The sequence below is a fragment of the Leptolyngbya boryana PCC 6306 genome, assembly GCF_000353285.1.
Lineage (GTDB): Bacteria > Cyanobacteriota > Cyanobacteriia > Leptolyngbyales > Leptolyngbyaceae > Leptolyngbya > Leptolyngbya boryana.
This window is the reverse complement of record NZ_KB731324.1, coordinates 4,039,581-4,060,765: the sequence shown is the minus strand read 5'-3', so window position 1 is coordinate 4,060,765 and position 21,185 is coordinate 4,039,581. Positions and strand designations below refer to the sequence as shown.

The window sequence follows — 21,185 nt, the reverse complement described above, 5'->3', positions numbered from 1 at the left end:
AGAGGAGATCTCGATCTCCTCTGTTTCGTAAAACTATGCAGCAGGAACTGCAGCTTGAGCCGTCAAGCCGACAGCTTCAGCATATTTCAAGTAGGTTTCTACAGATGCGATGACGACGCGAGCTTCAATTGCTAACAATTCAATCCCTACGAGCGAAACACGCACCCAAGCATCAACAACAATACCTTTGTCGAGAATGCGATCCACAACTTCTGCCAAGCTCGAAGAAGAGTTTACTTTTTCAACAGCCATGATGGTTTGTAATTCCGTGATTAAGAGTAGTTGAATGTGGAAGTGTTCCGGCTCAGATTCTGATGGATTAGTCTTCCACACTTAACATGGACAGATTCTGATTTAAGACTATCGAGAACAATCACGTAATCTTTATATTTCAAGTCTTTCAGTCCCGCAGTTTCACGGATTGTGCTGCTATCGAATAGCAGCACGCTTCTACCGACGTTGGCTTAGGAGTGCTTGATACGCGATCGCGAAGTCTTCCCCGTTAATTGCTAGATTTTCTGGTTCAGTCATTCCTTGAGCACGATAGCGTCGAATCGCTTGCAGTGCTGCTTGATTGCTTAAAAGCGCTAAGTCCGCCCCGTTCCAGCCTTCGGTCTGAGCTGCGATCGCGGCTAAGTCAACTTCGGATAAAGGTCGATCGAGATTGTGAACTCGCAGAATTTCTAAACGACTTGCTTCATCGGGTAGATTGACTTGAATTTGCAGATCCAAACGCCCTGCACGCAGTAAAGCAGGATCGAGTTCATCCGGGCGATTGGTTGCTGCAATTAACAGAATCGCACCACAGTCTTGTAATCCATCAAGTTCAGTCAGGAGTTGACCGACGACGCGATCGCTGACTCCCGAATCGCCGTTAAATTTGCCACGGACGGGAGCGAGCGTATCAATCTCATCAATGAACACAACACAAGGGGAAGCTTGACGTGCTTTGTTAAACAGATCTCGAACTTCTTGTTCTGCTGCTCCAACCCAACGGCTCATCAATTCTGCACCGGTCACCGAGATAAAATTCGCTCTTGCTTGAGAAGCGACCGCTTTCGCGAGTAAAGTTTTCCCGGTTCCAGGTAATCCCCACAGGAGAATTCCTCGCGGTGCTTTGGCTCCTGTTTGTTGATAGAGTTCAGGATAAAGCATTGCACCTTCTGCTGCTTCTTGTAAGGTGCGTTTTGTGGCTTCTAATCCACCGATTTGATCCCAATTGACCTGCGGTGATTCGACTTCAACCGATCGCAGAACAGACGGTTTTACTTCTTTCAAGGCTTGTAGAAAATCGGATTGGTCGATCGTTAATTCATCGGGAACTGCATTTAATGAGGGAACTTGCCGTCGCAAGGCTGTATAAGCTGCTTTTTGACAGACTGCTTTGAGGTCTGCGCCGACCATGCCAATCGTGAGATCGGCAACCGAGTCGAGATTGACAGATTTGAGAGGCATCGATCGCGTCAGAATTTTGAGAATTTCCAAGCGTCCATCGCGATCGGGGACGCGGAACTGAATTTCTCGATCGAATCTTCCCGGTCTTCGTAAAGCTGGATCAAGATGATCCGGACGATTCGTTGCTGCGAGAACAATTACACCTTTTGTCTGTGCAAATCCATCCATTAAGGTGAGTAATTGGGCGACGACTCGCTTTTCGACTTCGCCTTCGACTTTGGCCCGATCAGGCGCTAAGCTGTCGATTTCGTCGATAAAGATAATGCAAGGAGCCGACGCTGCCGCTTTCTCAAAAATACTGCGAAGTCGCCCTTCTGCTTCACCGTAGTATTTGCCCATTACCTCAGGAGCAGCGATCGCGATGTAATTGACACCCAACTCTTCCGCTAGTGCCCGTGCAGTCAAAGTTTTTCCGGTTCCTGGCGATCCGGCTAGCAATACACCTCGAATCGGTTCAAGTCCCAATTTTGCGAGAACTTCTGGACGTTTGAGGGGCAATTCAACTAATTCTCTGAGTTCTTTAAGAACTTCACCCAGTCCGCCCACATCCTGAAGTGAAGCAGTCGAATTGGCAGGCGGTGGAGTCACGATTACATCTTGAGTCGGAGCTTGAGGAGAACGATTCGCGCCCATGCTACTCACGCCGATGCCGCCTGTGTTGCGGGGAATGCTGCTAAAAGCGGCACGATTGACTTGAATATTGGCTTTGAGTTCACCTTTTTCGGCTTTTTCTTCTAGCACTTTGGCAAGTTCTAAAAGTTGCTCAAATCCTTTAAATAGCTCACTCATTGGGTGGTACTGGGTGGGAAGACTACAAATACTGATTGGATCGGGGTGGCGATGGGTTTTGAGCTTCTTCAGTTTCTGCACTGAAGAGAATCTCCCAAGAATTTGCACCAAACTCGAATTCATTCAGTACAAGGATTGTGCCCAAACTCGATCGCAGAACTATGTTGAATTCGTTTGATTCTCTCCATCTGGCAATGTTTAGCGGTAAAGGCGGTGTTGGGAAATCGACACTATCAAGCGCATTTGCTTGTCGCTGGGCAAAACAGTTTCCTAACGATCGTATTTTGCTGCTTTCCACTGATCCGGCTCACTCTTTAGGTGATGTTTTGCAGATGGAAGTTAGCAATACGGCTCAAACCATCGAGAGCTTGCCGAATTTAAGCGTCAGGGCATTGGATGCTGAATTGCTGCTGAAAGACTTCAAAGCGGAATATGGGGAGATTCTAGAGCGATTAGTCGAGCGAGGCAGCTTTGTTGGGCAAGGTGATTTAGCGTCAGTTTGGGAATTGGGCTGGTCAGGCTTAGATGAATTGATGGGGATTCTTGAAATTCAGCGATTATTGCGCGATCGCGTTGTGGATCGGATCGTAGTGGATATGGCTCCAAGCGGTCATACGCTGGCACTGTTTAATCTGATGGAGTTTCTCGAAGAGTTTTTATCGGCTCTCGAACTCTTTCAGCTCAAGCATCGAACAATGAGCGAGGCTTTTACAGGTCGCTACACACCGGATGAAGTCGATCTCTTTCTAGAATCGATGCGCCGAGATTTAACCGACGGTCGCCAATTACTTCAAGATTCAGCAAGATCTGCTTGTTTTGTTGTCGCGATCGCAGAATGGCTCAGTTTGCTGGAATCTCAGAGATTAATCAAAGCTCTAGAAGCGCTTAAAATTCCTTTTGGCGGAGTGTTCCTCAATCAAGTTCACGCTGAACGGGAGGAATTGGTTCGCAAGTTTCAAGAGATTGCAGATCCGGTGCTGACATTCTCACAACAGTCTCAGGAACCGATTGGAATTGCAGCCCTCGATCGCTTAATTACAACTCATTCAGAATTCGTCCCTTCAGCGATTCCAATTGCACCGTCTCAGTCTCTTCCCGATTTCATCCTAGAACAGCGTAAGTTAATTCTGGTCGGCGGAAAAGGAGGGGTGGGCAAAACGACAGTTGCAGCCGCGATCGCGCTCAATCTTGCTCAACAGCATCCAGATCGGAAAATTCGAGTCATCTCGATCGATCCGGCTCATTCCTTGGGCGATGCTTTTGGCACTCAGCTTGGACATGAGCCAACTGACATTCTTCCCAACCTCAGCGCTCAAGAAGTCGATGCTCGAACCTTGCTCGATCGCTTTCGGGAAGAGTATCTTTGGGAATTAGCGGACATGATGAGTGGCAAAACTCAAGATGAATCGCTGCAAATTGCTTACACGCCAGAAGCATGGCGCAAAATCATGGCTCAAGCCCTTCCGGGCATTGATGAAATGCTCGCGCTCCTCGAAGTTATGGAACTGCTGGAATCGAATGCACAAGATCTGATCATTCTCGATACAGCTCCGACTGGGCATCTCTTGCGCTTTCTCGAAATGCCGTCTGTGTTAACGGATTGGCTCACCTGGATTTTTAAGCTCTGGCTGAAATATCAGAACGTCGCGGGACATACTGAACTGATGAGCCGCTTACGCACGTTAAGACTGCGAATTATCAAGACTCACAAACAGCTTCAAAACGCTGAGCATACCGAATTTATTGGCGTGGTTCAGGCACGATCGACGATTTTTGCCGAAACCGAGCGCTTAGTGCGATCGCTCGAACCATTGCAGATTCATCAGCGGTTTATCGTCAATAATCGCGCAACTCAAAGATTAGAAGAATTCGCTGGTAAAACAGTTGTGAATCTTCCCAACGCGCCCAGTGATCTTGCTCCAATGGCTCAAATCGAAAAGATTTCAGAATGGCTGATCGCGCCCAACTCTATTGCTTCACTCGTTTCTTTCAATCCACAATCCCAAATCTAAAATCCAAAACGCCGATGAAAGTCGTATCCTAAGAATAGTGTGAAGTTTTTTAAACTGAACGCTTAACCCTTTCTCCAAGACTCTACGAAATGTATTATCGATCGCCGTGCCCAATTTTCGGCAAGTCATCGGTACTATCTGCCGGAACTCAGCGAAGCGGAGAATATTGAACGCTTTGGGGCATGTACTCGGTTTCCCGGACATGGACACAACTATGTGCTGTATGTCTCCATGTTGGGAGATTTAGACGAATACGGCATGGTTCTAAACTTGTCTGATGTGAAGCATGTCATCCGGCAAGAAGTGACCAGTCAGCTTGACTTCTCTTACTTAAATGATGCGTGGCCTGAGTTTCAACAGACTCTTCCCACCACCGAAAATATTGCTCGATCGATTTGGAAAAGGCTGGAATCGCATTTACCGATCGTCAATATCCGGCTCTACGAACATCCTGAACTCTGGGCAGATTATCTAGGAAACAATATGGAAGCCTATCTCACTATTAGCACTCACTTTAGTGCGGCTCATCGTCTCGCTCGTCCTGATTTAAGTTTTGAGAAAAACTGCGAAATCTACGGCAAGTGCGCTCGTCCGAATGGTCATGGTCATAACTATCATTTAGAAGTCACGATCAAAGGCGAAATCGACCCCCGCACCGGAATGATTGCTGATCTCGTCGCCTTTCAGAAAGCAGTAGATGACTATGTTGTTGAGCCATTTGATCATACGTTTCTGAACAAAGATATTCCTTACTTTGAGAAAGTTGTGCCGACTGCGGAAAATATTGCCGTGCATATTCGCGACTTACTAGAAGATCCCATTCAGCAAATTGGGGCACGCCTCTATAAAGTGAAGCTGATTGAAAGCCCGAATAATTCTTGTGAAGTGTTCGGTGCTTCTGTCAGTGATGTGATGCCCCTGTTAATGCGCGAACCTGCATTTGCAGGTGCATAATCTCACACAATTTGTTTCTCAGCAAAAACAGCCGATCGTGGTTTCAACGATCGGCTGTTTCCGTATAAATTCTATGTCTTAAAAATTAGTCGTGCCATTTTTCAAATCGCGTGTAGTATGCACAAATAGGTGTCTCTAATCATACAGAGGAGGTCTAAGTATCGACGCTGAACTGATTGAAACAACACCTTTTTAGGATTGCGAAATGCGATCTCTCATGTGCGCGAAAAGCAACGAAACAATTACATCAAACTGATCAAATTAGAGTAGTTTCTTATCTAAAACTGCTCCATTTTCATTGCTTAAAAGTACCGTAAATACTGGGCTTTCAGGATTTTTAACTTTTTGGATTGAGATGTTTATTCTTGTAAAAACCTGGGCAGTCTAAATTCGTTACACCAGATGTTTGTTGAACTCAATCATTCATAAAATAGCAGATTTTTCCTGTTGTTTTCCGTATGATTACCCAGAATTTTCTGAGTCGAGTTCAGCACCCAAACAGCAGCAAACTTGCAATATTTTTATTGCGAAACCTGTCACTCATTCACTCAATAGCGGGCTAACAAAACTGTGGTTAACGGTATCAAGAGTTTATTCTCAAAACAGTCAAAGGGGGTTGGCATTGAGTTAGCCGCCGATCGCCTCAACATTGCGGTACTTCGCAAGCAGGGGCAAGGATTTCGGCTTGGCACTTATGCAACCGTTCCCATTCCTGAAGGTGTCTTTCATGAAGGACAAATCACCGATCCGCCTGCAATGGCAGAGATCATTCAGTCTGCGTTAGCCGAACACAAAATTAAAGTGAAACAGGTGGCAACTGCGGTATCTGGTGGACGTGATACGGTGACTCGAATTATCCCCGTTCCAGCAGAACTCGACGATCGAGAACTGCGCGAAATGGTGCTGAATCAAGAAGCGGGTCTATATCTTCCATTCCCTCGGGAAGAAGCGGACGTAGACTATCAGAAATTAGGGCTATTTATCGATGAAGATGGGATCGAGAAAGTCCAAGTCTTACTGGTTGCAACTCGGAAAGAGGTAACGGATTCGTATATCAATACGTTCCAGCAAGCAGGGCTGAAAATAGATGTCTTAGAAGTTAGCAGTTTCTCACTGATTCGTACGATTCGCGAACAATTACGGCAGTTTGCTCCTCAAGAAGCTGTTGCGATCGTCGATATCGAATTCGAGAGCACTGAAATCTCAATCACAGTAGATGGTGTGCCTCAATTCTCGCGAACGGTTCCGATCGGAACTTATCAAATTCAGTCTGCACTCTCTCGTGCGATGAATTTACCGCCTTCGCGCAACATTGACCTGCTGCAAGGTATGACGATTCCAACGGCTGATTCTAATCGTCCAGGTGGCAATCCGGGTGCAGCAGCCATGCTGCGAGTGTTGGGCGAGCTAGGAGATGAACTGCGGCGATCGATTGATTTTTACCTGAATCAAGGCGAGAACTTAGAAATTGCTCAATTGATGTTAGCAGGACCTGGAGCCGCAATCGGACAGATTGACGAGTTCTTTACCCAGCGATTGAGCTTGCCTTGTAACTTAATCGATCCGATCTCAGCCCTATCGATCAGTGGCGAGGATATTCCAGTCAATCTCCGTCCAGGTCTGGGTGTCGTGCTGGGTTTAGGACTGCGGGAGGCGTGGTAAATGTACAGTTTAGATGTCAATTTTCTCAACGATAGACCGGATATTAAGCCCGATAAGCGACGGAGTGTCGGTCGTCCAAAACCGACAGGTTCACCTGAAGAAAAGCGTCCTTTATATTTTGGGTTTGCGGCACTGATCTTTTTCCCAGTGCTTGCAGGTGTCCTCTTCGGGATTCTCACCTTGCGCAATGGCGACTTAGAACGTCAGCAAGCGGATCTCGATACTCAACTCGGTAATTTAGAAACTGAGAAGAAGAATCTCTCATCGATTCAAGCGGAGACGAAACAGGTCGAAGAAGAAGCCCAGGCACTCGCATCGGTCTTTAACCAAATCAAGCCTTGGTCAGCGATGACCCAGGATATTCGCGATCGCTTGCCTTCGAGTATTCAACTGGCATCGATTACTCAGCAGAAAGTCGAGATCAATCAGGCTCAACCTGCTCCAGCCGCCCCAGCAGCAGGAACTCCGGCAGCAGCAGCAAAACCTCCAGTTTCTGGGCAGATCGAAATCAGAGGGCTGGCGAATTCGATGAATGATGTCAATGATTTCTTGTTGACGTTACAACAGTCGAACTTCTTGAAAGCAGAAGCAACTAAAGTGGTCAGTGCGGAGTTGGGTGAGGAGAAAACGCTGCAATTACCCGATTTTCCTGGGCTGAAGCGCGAAGGTGAGATTAAGCCGCCCCGCTTGCCGAGAAAAGTGCAATTTGTCATTTCAGCCGCGATTAACGATGTGCCTGCTTCGGAACTGATTCGAGAACTCGATCGTAAAGGGGCAGTGGGTCTTGTGACTCGGATTGAATCTTTGAAAGAACGCGGTGTGATTTCGACGACCCCCAAAGCACCTGCTAAACCTGATGCGACTGAAAAGAATGGAGCGAAGAAGCCATGACGACTGATTTTATGACGGAATCGGAGTTGGAGAATTCTCCAAGCTATCCGACTGCGTTTGGAGTTACTTTTACTCCAGCAATTGGCGGAGTGTTGTTAGGAGTGCTCGGGCTTGTTGCAGCAGGTGGCATCGTCTCTTATCTGGTCATGCCTGCTTGGGAGACGAATCAATCCTTAAATAGCAGCGTTAGAGAGAAGACCGAACAGCTTGAACAGCAAGGAGAAATCCGGAAACAGATTCAGAATGCAAAGGATCAATTAGCAAAAGCCAAGCAAAAGCGCGATCAGGTCTATGGCTTGTTTGCGAGTGAAAAAACGTTGAATACCTTGCTGCTCGATCTCAATCAACTGATTGAAAGAAATAATGCAGGTTTACTAGCTGCGACAAATACCAAGCTCAATGCTTGCCCAGTGTATGTGCAGCAGTTGTTTGCGACTCCGGGTGGTGCTCAAGAGTTTAAAGATAAGTTTGGAGATTTAGTCGCTGAAGCCAAACTCAAGCGGTTTAAGCCGGATGAGAAAGGTGCTGTGGTGATTAGCGATGGTTCACTCGGCACACCGATTAACGGGAAGTTAAAGCGGCAATCGATCAGTATTGATATCCGAGGTAACTTTAATCAGACTCAATCGATTTTTAGAACGATCGAGCGACTTCAGCCGTTACTGCTGATTCGCAATCTCGATGTCAAAGTGATCGATAACAAGATTTCCGAAGGGTTGTATGAGATTCAGCCGGATGGCACGATTCGCTACTTGACGAACTGCCAACCGGACAACCAGATTGCAACCACATTCGAGATGGATGCGCTGTTGCCGTTGACCGATGCTGATCGTAAGGCACTGCAAGCTGTTCCGCCTTTAACTCCGGCGAAATAGCTAAAGATTGAACCTTTATTTCCTATTTACCCCCAAGAGGAGTGTTAACTCGTGAAAGAGCTTCGAGCAATCAGTCTAGCAACTGCCGCGACCGTTGCCTTATTCAGTGGTCAAGCTGCATCTGCTAATCCGACGCAAGTCACTAATGTTCGCATCAATCCGAATGGTGCTGGCTTTGATGTGATCCTAGAAACCCAAGGTGGAAAAGCGCCTCAAGTTTTCAATGTCAATCAAGGCAATACTTGGAATGCTTACGTTTTTAATGCTCAAATTAGCCAACCCTTCCGTCAGGCAAATCCTGCGCCTGGAATTGCTCAAGTTTCTGTAGTTCCTTCGGGTGCGAATGGGGTGCAGGTAACGGTTGTGGGAACAACAACTGCACCGATCGGGCAAATTGCGAGCCGCAATGCTCAAGGTGTGATCTTGAATGTGTCGGGTGCGGGGGGTGGCAGTGCGCCGGATGCTCCTGCGAGTGTTCCAGCGAATGCTCCGACTGCTGCGGTTCCGTTGAATGTTCCGCTTGCTCCGATGGCTCAAGCAGCGCCTTCGACATCGTTACCCGGAACTGCGATCGCGCAAGCAAGACCGACTTCGACGACTCCGGTGACTCCATTTGTGCCGAGCGCGCAAGTTCCGAGTCAAGCTCAGCCAACGGTTCCAGTTGCCCCGACTCCGCCTCTGATGAGACGAGCAGTTGCTCCTCCTGTCGGCGATCAAGCGGTGTCACAAATTGATGCGTCTCCGACGACCATTGACCTGGGAACGAATGAACGAATTCCACGATTGGTCTTGAGAGATGCACCCGTTCGGGAAGTGCTTTCTTTGCTAGCACGGGCAGCGAATCTGAACTTGGCTTATAGCGAATCTGGTGCAGGAGCAGCGGCAGGAGCAGCAGGAGCAGGACAGGCTGCAAGACCCAATGGACCTACGATTTCTTTGGATATCCAGAACGAAGCGGTTCAGGACGTGTTCAACTATGTGTTGCGAGTTGCTTGTATTCCGGTTGCAAATGCAGGACCAGCAGCAGGCGCAAATGGTGGTGGTGCATGTGCAGCACTCGATGTGAATCGAGTGGGACGAACCATCTTTGTTGGTCCTCGCTTGCCGGATGATGCGCGCAATATCATTACTCGCACGATTCGTCTCAACCAGGTTTCAGTTGCAGATGCTTCAGCCTTTTTAACGACACAAGGGGCAGAAACACAGCGTCCTTTTGAGCAGGTGCAAATTCAGACGATCGGAGAAGGTGCAGCAGCACGAACGATCGAAACTCGCACTCCTACGATTTTGTCTCTCAGAGCAACAGAAGGCAGCGCACCACTCGTATTACGCGGACTCGCTGTTTCCTCGAACGATCGATTAAATTCGATTACGTTGACGGGTTCACCTCGTAAAGTTGAAGTTGCAACTCGCCTTTTGGGTCAACTTGATGCCCGTAAGCGCCAGGTTGCACTGAATGTGAAAATTGTAGATGTTAACTTGCTGAAGACCGAAGACTTCAATACGAGTTTCTCGTTTGGGATTGGCAACAATTTCTTTAACGTCGATCGAGGAGCAGCCGTCTTTAACTTCGGCTCGACGCGACCAGCAACGAATGCAGAAGCAGCAGGTAGTTTGACAGGTCGTCCGACGATCGATAATCCTTATTCAGGTGCTAACATCTTCTATGATCTGAATGGTCAACCTGTTACTATTGCGAACACCGCCCCAGGCACAAGAATCATCAATGGAGATCAGGTTACTGAGAATCCACCGCCTCTCAGCATTCGAGATGGAAACTGGTACAGTCAGCGCGCTGGGATTTCGTCTGATCCATTTCAAGCAGGAATCACTGAAGCAACCACAGCAACACCAACTGTAATTACTAGAACTCCTGGGACAAATGGTTCCCCTCCGACTGTAACCGTTACACCGGGAGCATTTGGAACGGTTACTGGTGCTCTACCATCTTTATTTCAGTTTCCAACCCAATTCTTAGCTCGCTTGCAATCTCAGGTTACAAGTGGTAACGCAAAGATTCTTGCTTCTCCAACGGTTGTTGTTCAAGATGGAGAGCGCTCGACGGTTCGGCTGACGCAAGAAGTCTTCAGCGGATTTAGAAGAAATTCTCAGGTGAATGGAACGCAGAGTACTGAAACGAATGAGCCAATCATCCGGGAAGCAGGTTTGATTCTGAATCTGATTGTCGATCGTATTGATGACAATGGTTTCGTTACGTTGCGCGTGAACCCTGTCATTTCTGCGCCTTCTAACGCAGTCAATTCGCCTCAAGGTCCGATTACGCTGATCAGCGGTCGGAGTGTTGAGTCGGGTGCGATTCGAGTCCGCGATGGACAAACGCTGATTCTTTCTGGAATCATTCAAGAGACCGATCGAGCTTCTGTCACGAAGGTTCCTATCCTAGGAGATCTGCCGTTACTCGGAGCATTGTTTAGAAGCACGAACCGCAACAACACTCGTCAGGAAGTTGTGGTGATGGTCACTCCACAAGTCATTGATGATGGCGATCAGGCTTCTTTCGGTTATGGTTATGTTCCAGGTAGAGAAGTGCGTCAGTTCTTGCAACAGCAAGAAAGTCGCTAATCAGATGGTGCGATACGTAATCTGATCTCACTGAAAATGTTCACTCAATACCAGAGTTCAGTAAAGACTGAACTCTGGTTTTTTTATGCGATCGTTTGCGGATGAACAATGCGGAGATTTGCGATCGCTGTGAAATCATTCGGATTGAAGGTTAGTCAATGATCAACACTATGCACTAGCATCACAGCAACTAGGCAAATATTATGCGATCGCTTTCCCATCACGCAATTTGAGTTGATCAAAAAAGCCTCCAGAGTATCCTGGAGGCTCAGTTCTATCTATCAATACTCAAGCTAAGATTCTTTCTTTGTCTCAGAGAACAGACACTTATCAGAATCACATCCTGCTGGGCCTGCTTCAATCAAGTCACCACCATCATGTCGTACCAAAGCTGCATAGAAGTCATCGGTCGATCGACGTTCTAACACTTCAGCCTGCAATTTCTGATAGGTCGCTTGATCGATTTTCTCAAACGGCAGGCGAGGGAAAGGAGCATCAAAGCGCGCTAGTAACGCTGCACTAATGTAGCCTTCATCGTTTTCGATCGCTTGATGAATCCGATGTGCTAACCCTTCTACTTCATCTTCTCGAAGCTCGATCGTAGCGCTGGTATTGTGAGCAGTATAGTATTTCTGAACTTGGAGATAGAAGTCCATTTGAGCGAGAGCCGAGAACTTCTCAATCTCAATCTGGTCGGCTCCTGGAATGTTTGCCCAAGGCACTTCCACGGGAATCTCAACTAGCCATTCTGTACACCGTGGATCAAATGGATCATTCAACAAATTGCCGTTTTCATCCTTATCGGACTGAGACGGAACAATGCTGTATCCATAATCCAAACACGCCAGTGCAACCGGATCATTCTTCCGGAAAGTAATGCGTCGAATAAAGCGCTGAGCTTTGGGCGGATGCCAACCTGAACTCGCACCTGTTAACAACGATTTTGTTCCAGCAGGCTGAACCGTGGTACAACGATTCGGGCGACGAATCCCTTGGCGATCGCAGTACTCACCGACTACTCGATGCACAATCTCTTTCCAGCGCGATAGATATTCTTTCTCGCGCTCTTTGAACTGCATTCCAGTCAAAGTATCGGGTCTACCTGCTTCCCACCAGCGCAACCACTCTGTTCCGAATGCATTCACAAAGAAGTCAAACAGTCCGGTGAAGGAAACTCCAACGATCGGATCTACTTCTCGCGAATACTGATAGCGAGGCTCAGCAAATCGGTGATTGAGCAAAGCTGCAACTGAAAGTGCGCCTGCTGTAAATGCCTGCTCTTGAGCTTCGTAGTCCAGCGGATCAATCTGATTGAGGTGAACCTCAGACAAGTTACAGTGGAAGTCTTCACCAAGAATTTCTCCACATGGATTCAGCCCGTACCGTCCCAACCGATGCTCAAGTTCCTTGAGCGGCATGTTTGGATGTTTGGCTTGAATCCATTGCTGCCCATTGCCTGCTTCATACGCCCGAAGAAACTCGGATTTTAATTCGGGAGTAGTCAGAATATCAGCATTCGATCGAGCAATTGCTTCTGGAGCATACTGAATCGCACCTTCGCCCGAATAGAACTGCTTGCGAACTGCTTCTACACATTCTTCTAAGGTTGGCTTGTGGTGATAAACCCGAGTGTGATTTGCCATGCGGAGCACGTCACGATCGGGATCAATTCGCCAGTTTCCTTGCTCATCTTGCTGCCAGAGGTTGTCTTTTGCACCAGCAAACTCAGCATCTTCACTGCTGCCTTGACGCATCCCGGCAGATCGTCGAATGTTACCAGCAACAACACAAGCGGCAGCTTCATCAATCAGTAAGCAGCATTCAATTGGGCTAAGCTTGCGACCGAGTGCGCGATTGAGAACTTTGGCACAACGTGCATAGAGTTCAGGTAATTTGATCGGATTCGCAACGCCCCCAAATCCTTTCAATCTTTCACCTGCGGGACGGACGTGACCTAAATCGATCGAGACTTCGACATCGCCTGTAAACCGCTCATCGGTTGAGAGTTCTAGCAAACTCTGATAGGACTTCACCCAACCTTGACGACTATCACCCACTTGAATCGTGACTTGATTGCCGTTGATCTCAAGCTCGGTTGCTTCTTCTCTTAAAAAGTCCGCTACTTCGCCAATTTCGCGGGTTACAGTCACATTCAAGCGATTGCGAATGGCAGGTAAACGATCGGTATATTTCGGTTCTAATATTGCCCCTGTTCCACTGCCCATCATGGCAAGATCCATCATCAGACCAAAGGCGCGCCAGTCGATCAGATTCGTACTCGTACAGTTGTACGATCCTGAGAAATTTTCTGGTTTGGCAATCCAATTTGTTCCACCGACCCAGAGCCACCGACCCGACGGCAAACAGTGCAGCGATCGCTGCATCTGTTCGATCAATTCTTGCTCTTCTGGGGTAAAATTGCCAAGGTCAGCGAGTCCTTGGATCGTCCGCTGGCTGACTTGTGCCCAAGACTCGCGACGAGTTTCGCTCAGCTTGCGGCTATAGGTTCGGTAAAAAACCGGATTTGCGGCAGGAGCCGAAGCCGGAAATTGACTGTTCTTTGAGTCAAACTCTGGCAAATCAGAGCCAGACGACCCTATTGGGCGTGCGATATCTTGAACCATGCGAAACTCCCTTTGTCTAGGTCTAGCGTCCTGAATTGAATTTAAAGAGATGAGCAACGCCATATATAGCGTTTTGTCTAATAGCGATCTACTCTACACCATCTTTCTCGAAAGTGGATCATTTTTTCTTAGTTCGAGCGTACTAAATTAGCGTAGCAGGAATTTCCTCGATCGTATATTTGTTCTATAAAATCGGATGCGACCTTGCTTCCGTCTAAGGTTTTGTCTATGATTTGGCGTTAAACAATCCTGGTCAAATCATTAATCTGTTGTAAAAGAGAATAGTTTTCGTTTCCATTTCACAAACCTGACACTCGATTGTTCGATCGCTGTCCTAAAATGCTGAGATAGTCCCACATGCTCGATCGCTGAACCCCGACTGCATATGATGTCTTCTTCTGCCTTCTCCAACTTTCTCCGCGACCTCCCCGAAACCCTGCAGCAACCTGCGGCGTTGGCGATGCTCGGCTCTGTGGGCGCACATCTGATCCTGTTTGCGACTCTTCCTGCTTTTACTTCCTCCCCAGACCCCGCGCAGTCCGAGATTCGCCGCGTCCGTCTGCTCGAACCTCCTCAGAGCAGCAGCGCTCCTCAAGCTTCAACGTCCCGTCTTGGACTTCCTCCTATCCCGAACACTGCTAACAGCAAAATTCAACTTCCTCAAACTGGACAGACGATTCCCCCAGTTCCAAATCCCCTCTACACGCTTCCTGATCTCACGCCGCTGCCGATTCCTTCTTCTCCGCTTCCGCAGCGGCGCAACCTGGGTAGAAGTCTCACGCAAGCAGAGATTGATGCGATTCGAGAACGCATCAGAAAATTTCAAGCGCTTCAACAGCCTCCAACTCCTCCTCAAACCAAGCCCACAACTCCTCCCGCAACTCCTGCCCCAACGAACCCACAATCTCCTTCAGGGCTAACTGAGGCGAATCCGGCTGAAGTGGCACGAGGTACGACTCCAGTTCCGCCTGGAACCCCCAATCAGTCTGAGCAACCGCAACCTTCTACACCGCCTACACCCGTTCCGCAAACCCGTACCGATCAACTTCTCGCACTGACGCGCTACAATCCTCAAGGCACGACAAACCAAGACATTGCTGTCAATTCCCAAAACTTTACGCAATCTCTGAAAGACAAAGGATTGGTGTGGGAGCGGATTCTGCTGAGAAAGCCTGACGATCCGATTCAAGAAGTTCCTTTTCCTGATGGTTTTGTGCTGCAAAATTATCAAGAACGTCAACATCCTGCTGCGATCGCGGTACTTGTGGACAAAGACGGCAAACTGTTAGACAAGCCTCAGCTTCTTGCAAGTACTGGCTATGGGCTTTTGAATCAGAAGGCAGAAGAAATTGTTCGAGCCAATGCAACTCCAGAGAAAGTCGTCGATCTGATCCAGAAATACGAAGCGGCAAAAGCAGAGAACGATAGAAATAAAGCTCAAGCCTATCTTTTGGTGTATGAGCTTAAGTTTAAAGTTCCTGAGAGATCAACTGCTTCGGTCACACCTCCTGCCAATTAGATTTTTAGGATCACCTTGAAATTGCCGCGATCGCATGTCTCAATGATGCTGATCCGAAACTGCTGATGAATTCTCATCACCTAGAAGTCGAATCGTGAAACCGCGATCGCGATCGCAATTGCTGAGCTTCCTTGAGGTTTAAGCTCGTACAAGTCGCTGAAGTTGGCGGCTCTCTAGCTCTAAAATGCGTCGAGCAAAATCAGGATCACGATCGAGTAAATCATCGATCGCATCGATTGGAATAGCAAGGATGCGGGTCACTTCGCTTTCTGCAACGATCGTATTTTCGGAATTGCTATGCGTCAGCACCTCTAGCTCATCTAAAATCTGCCCAGGATGCAAATGCTCAACCCGAACTCCGTTCTCGGATGAGTAGTGAATTCCTGCTGCACCTTCTAGCAGTAGAAGCAATTCGCGGCAAGTATCGCCTGTCTCTGTGATCACCTCTCCTTTTGAATACGGCTTGACTTGGGAGCGTTGCTCAATCTCGATTAAAGTTTGAGACTGAATTCGGTGGAAGAAATCACTGTTTGATAAATAAACTAACTTCTCAAGCGTCGGGAGCTTTCTGAGATCTGAAGATGGGAGTTGTTTCGCAGTGTCTTGAACAAGAGGATGATCAGGAAGCTTGTGCGCCAACGATTGCACGCGATCACCATTCAATTGAGCGATCGCAAAAAGGGTGGCTGCTTGAACAATTGGATTGTAATGTGAAAGCAATAGCTCTAAGTAGCTGATCGTATCTTGAGTTGAGATTTCTGCTGAATTCGGTTGTACTGAAGTCGCATCTGAATTCTGCTTCCTTAACTCTACGACGATTAACTCCTGTTTGCGCTGAACCGTGTCTTTGAGGACTTTGAGCACTGCTGCCTGACTTTGAAGCATCGGATGATTCAAAGCTCGATCGCATTCGATCCATTCGGACAATCGCGCCTGCAAACCTGCTAGTTTCTGATCTGCTTCTGGAGAAAGACCGCTCTGAATCCAATCTTCCTCTTGTTGGCTAATTGAGTATTGTTGATTGAGTGTGCGAATTGTTGCACCATCTTGCTGTTGAAGACGCATCAAGCGTTCAAGCGATTTTTGATAGCCTGTTAATCGGATTTGGTTTTCGAGCGATCGCTGACGATTTGGATTCAAAATCTCTGGATCTTCAATTCCCAATTCTTCTAGCACTTCACGGTGTTCATCATCGGAAACGCCCAACTCTTGCCGCATTTGCTTTAAGACTTCTAAGCTACTAGAGTAGTTCACATACCCTTCTTCTAATGCCTCTTTCACGACACCTTTGTAAGCTTCATGGCGTTTCTCACGGGTGAAACCGGGCAGAATTTTCGCAAGAACATACACTTCGTTAGTATGCAGATCATCGAGCGATCGTCCCTCTAGATACTGCGAAACATCAATCTGTAATTTTGCTAACTGCTTGCGGAAGCGACTCGCTAAATTCTCACGTGAATAGAGATCAGAACTCCGTCGCCAAGCCTGTTGTAACCACAGTGTACTGAGAAAGACGATCGCAATATCAAAACTCGCTTGCACCCAGGACGGCATCAATCGCAGTAAAGGACGACCTGCAAAAAAGAAGAAAAAGTTAAAAACACCGAATGTACAAATTACAAAAATGCGATGCTGAATGATATCAGGATGCAGCTTGAGTTGAGATTTGAGACGGTGCTCGATCAATCGTCCTATGAAATAAGCGATCGTAGTCGATGCACCTAAGACGAGAGGAACTGCCAAAATCTTAGGGATTGGAAGGGGTTGCCCGTTCAAGTACAGCCCAGGACTCATCAAAGATGCAAGCTGATCAGCATCACGATTCCATGCTCCAGAAAAGTAATAGTCCCAATTACCCGCATAGAGATAGTAGTAAACAAAGTAACCGATCACTAATCCAACATAGCCATATCGAATCAATGATTCTTCCGGCTTATTCAAGCCATCCCAGTAAGTTCGCTCAGAGTCAATGTCAAGACAAGGGCTTTGACAGGCAACACACGCACTTTTTTCTTTGCCATCGGTCTCGACTGTCCGACACATCGATTGCGTAATTTGGCTATCACTCATGTGCGCTTTACTGCCAAGTAGTCCTCTCGGCTCACTAAAAACAGTCTGTACCGGAGCCATCGGACAAAAGTACTGACACCAAGATTTGCCGCTATAGAAATAGCCAACTGCGATCGCAGCAATGATGGTAAAGACCAGCCATAAGCCCAAAACGAAGCGATCGGCATTAAAGAACAGAATTCGTCCACACAGTCCTACAAACAGCCAGCCAAACTGTACATAAAGATAGTTCCGACCGAGCCATGAATCAGAATTAACCTTTGCTAACTCATAGCGGACTTTCCCTGTTTTCTGATTTTCCCGTTTGAACTGACGCTGCCAACCGAGGGCGCGTGGAATTTGAGAGAGAAAACTCAGCGGACAGATGCGCCGCCAGAGTTCGTGTCCAAACACAAGCAGGATAAAAATTCCAGCAGGAACGATCGCCCCCCAAAATAGGATAGCTCCGATCGCGTAAGGTGCTTCAGCAATACAGGTTCCTTGAACTTGCACACATTCTCCAGTCAGGCGCAATGGACTCCAAGGATGACTTTGTTCTGTCAAGGCTGGAGTCCAAGGGTCATAAAACAGAGAGGCAATAACAAGAAGCCACCCGATCGTAAGAACCCATCGAATGACGTGCATTTGACGTTCTGGCAGTTGTGCAAACATTAGGTCGCTCCATTCAATAGAGAACTGTTGATAGCTTTCTTCAGAAGGACTCAGTGTTCCGCCCTTCTTAAATCACGTTGGGAATTTTCCCAAACGATTACGAATCCGAATGAATGGATTTCAGCATCATAACTTTGTACTGCTCTCGTTGTATGGCTTAAGTTCTCCAGATGACTCATAGAGTAGAATCACTCCTCTCAAGGTGGATTCACTCTAGAACTTCCATGCTTCAAGTTGAGCGTGAGCTAAGCCTCAAGAGCGATACGAATCGCTTCGCATTTTCATATTCTATGCTGAGAGCGATTTCGCCCTTGTGGCATTCTACGTTAGCGCAGAGGATACATGAAAGGATTAGCAGGCAAGACGGTTTTAGTGACGGGAGCAAGTTCTGGAATTGGTCAAGCGATCGCGATTCGTTTTGCTCAAGAGGGCTGCAATGTCGTCCTGAACTATCGAAGTGATTCTGAAGAAGCAGAACAGACCGCAGCGATCGCGCAACAGAGCGCAACCGAAGCGGGACATTCTGTGCAAACGCTTTTAGCTCAAGGTGATGTTGCTCAAGAAGCTGATATTCTGCGGATGGTGCATTCTACAATCGAACAGTTTGGAGGCTTTGATATTCTGGTGAATAATGCTGGCATTCAATCAGAATTCGCGTCTCACGAGTTGCCCACTGAGAAATTTGATCAAGTGATCAATGTCAATTTGCGAGGAGCCTTTCTCTGTGCGCGCGAGTCGATCAAGCATTTCCTAGCACAACACCGTTCTGGTGTGATTCTGAATGTTTCTAGCGTTCATGAGATCATTCCCCGTCCGATGTATTTGAGCTATTCCATCAGTAAGGGTGGAATGGGCAACTTGACGAAAACCCTAGCGCTGGAATACGCTAGTCGCGGAATTCGCGTGAATGCGATCGCACCTGGAGCAACGATCACTCCGATCAATGAGAGTTGGGTCGAAGATCCGCAGCAAAAAGCGATCGTCGAAAGTCATATCCCGATGGCGCGAGCGGGATATCCTGAAGAGATGGCGGCTTCGGCTGCATTTCTTGCATCTGAGGAAGCGGCCTATATTACTGGGCAAACACTATTTATTGATGGGGGGCTGACGCTGTATGCAGATTTCCGAGAATCCTGGTCAGCCTAGTCCAGTTGTTGCGGCACGTGCCCGTTTGGGCGAATGTCCAGTGTGGGATACCGAGCGACGAGTCTTATTTTGGGTCGATGCTTACAATCATCGAGTGCATCAATTTGATCCAGCAACTCGGAGAAATCGCTATTTGGAAACGGGCGATATCGTCAGTGCAATCGTGCTAGCGGGTCAAGATCGCTTACTCATCGCATTACGCGATCGGCTTGCTTTTCTCGATGTAAACACAGGCGCGATCGAGGTTGTGTATCAAATAAAATTCCCCTGTCCGAACACTCGCTTCAATGATGGCAAGTGCGATTCTCAAGGGCGATTTTGGATTGGTGCGGTGAGTGATGCGCCAGAGCAAGCAGAACTTTATCGCTATGATCCTGATGGTTCGATGCATGTGATGGAAACGGGACTAACAATCTCAAATGGATTGGGGTGGAGTCCGGATGATGCAACGTTCTATTTGACCGATTCGGCTAAGCACTTAATCTATGCTTATGACTTTGATGCGAAAAGTGGCGCGATCGCGAATCGTCGTGTCCTGATCGATTTGAGCAAGGAGAGTGTCGATGGTGTCGTAGTTGAACCAGATGGCATGACGATCGACCAAGCCGGAAATCTCTGGATAGCTCTCTGGAATGGTTGGCGAGTCGCTTGCTTTAATCCGAACGGTGAAGAGATTCACAGCATTCAATTACCTGTTCAGCGACCAACGAGTGTTACCTTCGGCGGGGCTGAACTCAGAGATTTGTATATTACCAGTGCTTCAGTGGGATTGAGCCAGAAAGAAATTCAAAAAGGATTTAACGCAGGAGATTTGTTTTGTGCTGCGGGTCAAACCGCGATCGCAAAGCCAAACTTTAGATTCGGACACGATCCCTTGTAATTGTTCCCCCACTCCCCACTCCCCAAAGTACAATGCCCTCAATAGCAACCCGATCACTCGATCGCTCTCCCCTGCCGACTGCCAAACAGATGAGCATACACATAAGTAAACACACATCCAAAGAGCACAATCTGAAACGTCAGAAAAATCCACAGCATCAAAATCATCACACTGCCAATCACACCATAAGATAGAAAAGCAGCCCCAAGCGAGATCACACTATTACTGACTAACTGTTGTAATCCGACTAATCCAGCAGTCGTCAGTAATGCGCCTAACCACACATCTTGCCAAGCCACCCGCACCGAGGGCAAAATCTTGAACAACACACAAGTTGCTAATGCCAAAATAAAAAATGCTGATCCAGTTTGCAGCCCTTGGCTCAATTGTGATTCGTCGATCTGGAGAAAAGCAAAGGTCGCTTGAAACGTAGACACAAGTTGCAGAATTGCTTTAATCGCAATGCTAGTTATCAGCGAGGAGAGCAGCAATAAACCTGCTCCCATCATCAATAAAAACGAAAACAATTTGTTCACAATAAAGAAAAGCACGATCTTTGGAACTGAGCTACTTTCAGGCGATCGACTGGACGATCGCCAAATCTTATTCACTGAAGCTCTCAAAATCTCAAACACCGAGCTAGCTGTCCACAATAGCACTCCAAACCCAATAATTCCAGCGCCAGCACTATTTCTGTACAGTGCAAGCAGTGTGTTTCTGACTAAGCCATGAACTTCAGGGGGTAGAAAACGCTGTCCTGCTGCTTGAATTTGTTGAAATGCTTCTGTTCCGGGTTGAACCCATGAGCCAATCACGCTCAAAAGCACGAGAAGCATAGGGAACAGAGAAAATAGTGCAAAATAAGACAGAGAAGCTGCCATTCCAGGGCAATTATCGTGATTCCACTTCATTCCTGTCCGAATCAGCAATTGGGCAGGCTTGGAAGGCAGAATATTCGATCGTAGATAGTGCAGCATTCTAGAGCGCCATCAGTGAGATAGGTTCAATGTCTGGATCATAGCTCATCAGATCGGGTGCTCTTTGAGCGATTGTCGCGCTGGGATCGGAATTGAC

Annotated in this window: 14 protein-coding genes; 9 read left to right on the top strand and 5 right to left on the bottom strand. The window is 47.5% G+C overall.

Annotated features, from left to right (window positions below; translation table 11 throughout):
* Window positions 1-33 precede the first annotated feature (33 nt).
* Entirely contained in the window at window positions 34-252 is a 219-nt protein-coding gene (gvpA, locus tag LEPBO_RS0120280; protein ID WP_009768191.1) for a gas vesicle structural protein GvpA, read from the bottom strand.
* 198 nt (window positions 253-450) lie between these two features.
* On the bottom strand, window positions 451-2,244 hold the full coding sequence (locus LEPBO_RS0120275) for an AAA family ATPase (protein ID WP_026148781.1): 1,794 nt from the start codon (window positions 2,242-2,244) through the stop codon (window positions 451-453).
* A gap of 161 nt (window positions 2,245-2,405) precedes the next feature.
* On the opposite strand from LEPBO_RS0120275, the gene LEPBO_RS0120270 reads away from it, so the two are divergent.
* The 6 genes from LEPBO_RS0120270 (at window position 2,406) to LEPBO_RS0120245 (ending at window position 11,221) form a co-directional block, all read left to right on the top strand.
* On the top strand, window positions 2,406-4,256 hold the full coding sequence (locus tag LEPBO_RS0120270) for an ArsA family ATPase (protein WP_017289400.1): 1,851 nt from the start codon (window positions 2,406-2,408) through the stop codon (window positions 4,254-4,256).
* A gap of 93 nt (window positions 4,257-4,349) precedes the next feature.
* Window positions 4,350-5,210: a 6-carboxytetrahydropterin synthase gene (locus LEPBO_RS0120265; RefSeq protein WP_026148780.1), complete on the top strand. Its 861-nt coding sequence runs from the start codon at window positions 4,350-4,352 to the stop codon at window positions 5,208-5,210.
* 570 nt (window positions 5,211-5,780) lie between these two features.
* Entirely contained in the window at window positions 5,781-6,872 is a 1,092-nt protein-coding gene (pilM, locus tag LEPBO_RS0120260; RefSeq protein ID WP_017289398.1) for a type IV pilus assembly protein PilM, read from the top strand.
* Window positions 6,873-7,763: a PilN domain-containing protein gene (locus LEPBO_RS37675; RefSeq protein ID WP_017289397.1), complete on the top strand. Its 891-nt coding sequence runs from the start codon at window positions 6,873-6,875 to the stop codon at window positions 7,761-7,763.
* Window positions 7,760-8,638 (top strand): hypothetical protein, encoded by an 879-nt coding sequence (locus LEPBO_RS37670; protein WP_017289396.1) that lies wholly within the window; start codon window positions 7,760-7,762, stop codon window positions 8,636-8,638. Before LEPBO_RS37675 ends, LEPBO_RS37670 begins: the two co-directional genes overlap by 4 nt.
* A 51-nt stretch (window positions 8,639-8,689) precedes the next feature.
* A complete protein-coding gene (locus LEPBO_RS0120245; protein ID WP_017289395.1) occupies window positions 8,690-11,221 on the top strand; it encodes a type IV pilus secretin family protein in 2,532 nt (843 codons plus the stop codon).
* Between the two features lie 293 nt (window positions 11,222-11,514).
* On the opposite strand, the gene nrdJ is transcribed toward LEPBO_RS0120245, so the two are convergent.
* Entirely contained in the window at window positions 11,515-13,845 is a 2,331-nt protein-coding gene (nrdJ, locus tag LEPBO_RS0120240) for a ribonucleoside-triphosphate reductase, adenosylcobalamin-dependent (protein ID WP_017289394.1), read from the bottom strand.
* Between the two features lie 385 nt (window positions 13,846-14,230).
* Here nrdJ and LEPBO_RS0120235 point away from each other — a divergent pair, with 385 nt between their 5' ends.
* A complete protein-coding gene (locus LEPBO_RS0120235) occupies window positions 14,231-15,364 on the top strand; it encodes a hypothetical protein (RefSeq protein ID WP_144056238.1) in 1,134 nt (377 codons plus the stop codon).
* Window positions 15,365-15,502: 138 nt separating this feature from the next.
* Here LEPBO_RS0120235 and LEPBO_RS0120230 read toward each other — a convergent pair whose 3' ends face one another.
* Window positions 15,503-18,085: a cyclic nucleotide-binding domain-containing protein gene (locus LEPBO_RS0120230; protein ID WP_017289392.1), complete on the bottom strand. Its 2,583-nt coding sequence runs from the start codon at window positions 18,083-18,085 to the stop codon at window positions 15,503-15,505.
* Window positions 18,086-18,427: 342 nt separating this feature from the next.
* Between LEPBO_RS0120230 and LEPBO_RS0120225 the strand changes: the two genes are divergently transcribed.
* Window positions 18,428-19,231 (top strand): glucose 1-dehydrogenase, encoded by an 804-nt coding sequence (locus LEPBO_RS0120225; RefSeq protein WP_017289391.1) that lies wholly within the window; start codon window positions 18,428-18,430, stop codon window positions 19,229-19,231.
* Window positions 19,200-20,111 (top strand): SMP-30/gluconolactonase/LRE family protein, encoded by a 912-nt coding sequence (locus LEPBO_RS0120220; protein ID WP_017289390.1) that lies wholly within the window; start codon window positions 19,200-19,202, stop codon window positions 20,109-20,111. Before LEPBO_RS0120225 ends, LEPBO_RS0120220 begins: the two co-directional genes overlap by 32 nt.
* Before the next feature lie 53 nt (window positions 20,112-20,164).
* On the opposite strand, the gene LEPBO_RS0120215 is transcribed toward LEPBO_RS0120220, so the two are convergent.
* Entirely contained in the window at window positions 20,165-21,088 is a 924-nt protein-coding gene (locus LEPBO_RS0120215) for a YihY/virulence factor BrkB family protein (protein ID WP_017289389.1), read from the bottom strand.
* Between the last annotated feature and the right edge of the window lie 97 nt (window positions 21,089-21,185).